Source organism: Brevibacillus sp. YAE8, assembly GCF_057543335.1.
Window position 1 is genome coordinate 1 of sequence record NZ_BAAIYG010000194.1, and the last position, 507, is coordinate 507.

Genomic DNA, 507 nt, shown 5'->3' on the forward strand with positions numbered 1-507 from the left:
GATGATGGACGGGTATGAGACTAGGAGGATATAGATTTTGAAAAAGAAAAATACAGAAAACGTTAGAATTATCGCCCTTGGCGGTGTCGGAGAGATTGGGAAGAACCTTTATGTCATTGAAATTGACTCAGACATATTTGTCGTTGATGCCGGCCTTATGCATCCAGAAAACGAAATGCTCGGTATTGATGTAGTGATTCCTGACATATCATATTTGATTGAACGGGCTGACCGCGTCAAGGCAATCTTTTTAACGCACGGGCACGATGAAAATATCGGCGGCGTTTTTTACTTATTAAACAAGCTGTCCGTTCCAGTGTACGGAACAAAACTGACGCTTGCACTGTTAAGAGAGAAATTAAAACAATACGGACATAACCGAAAAACTGATTTAAGGGAAATTCACTCAAAATCTGTCATTACATTTGAATCAACAAAAGTATCGTTCTTTAGAACGATTCACAGCATTCCTGATTCTGTAGGTGTGAGCTTTAAAACATCACTTGG

General features: G+C 39.4%; 1 pseudogene. It reads left to right on the forward strand.

Going from position 1 to position 507, the window contains the following annotated elements:
- Window positions 1-37 precede the first annotated feature (37 nt).
- A pseudogene (rnjB, locus tag AC27IT_RS28345) lies at window positions 38-507 on the forward strand (ribonuclease J2); the annotation flags it as partial.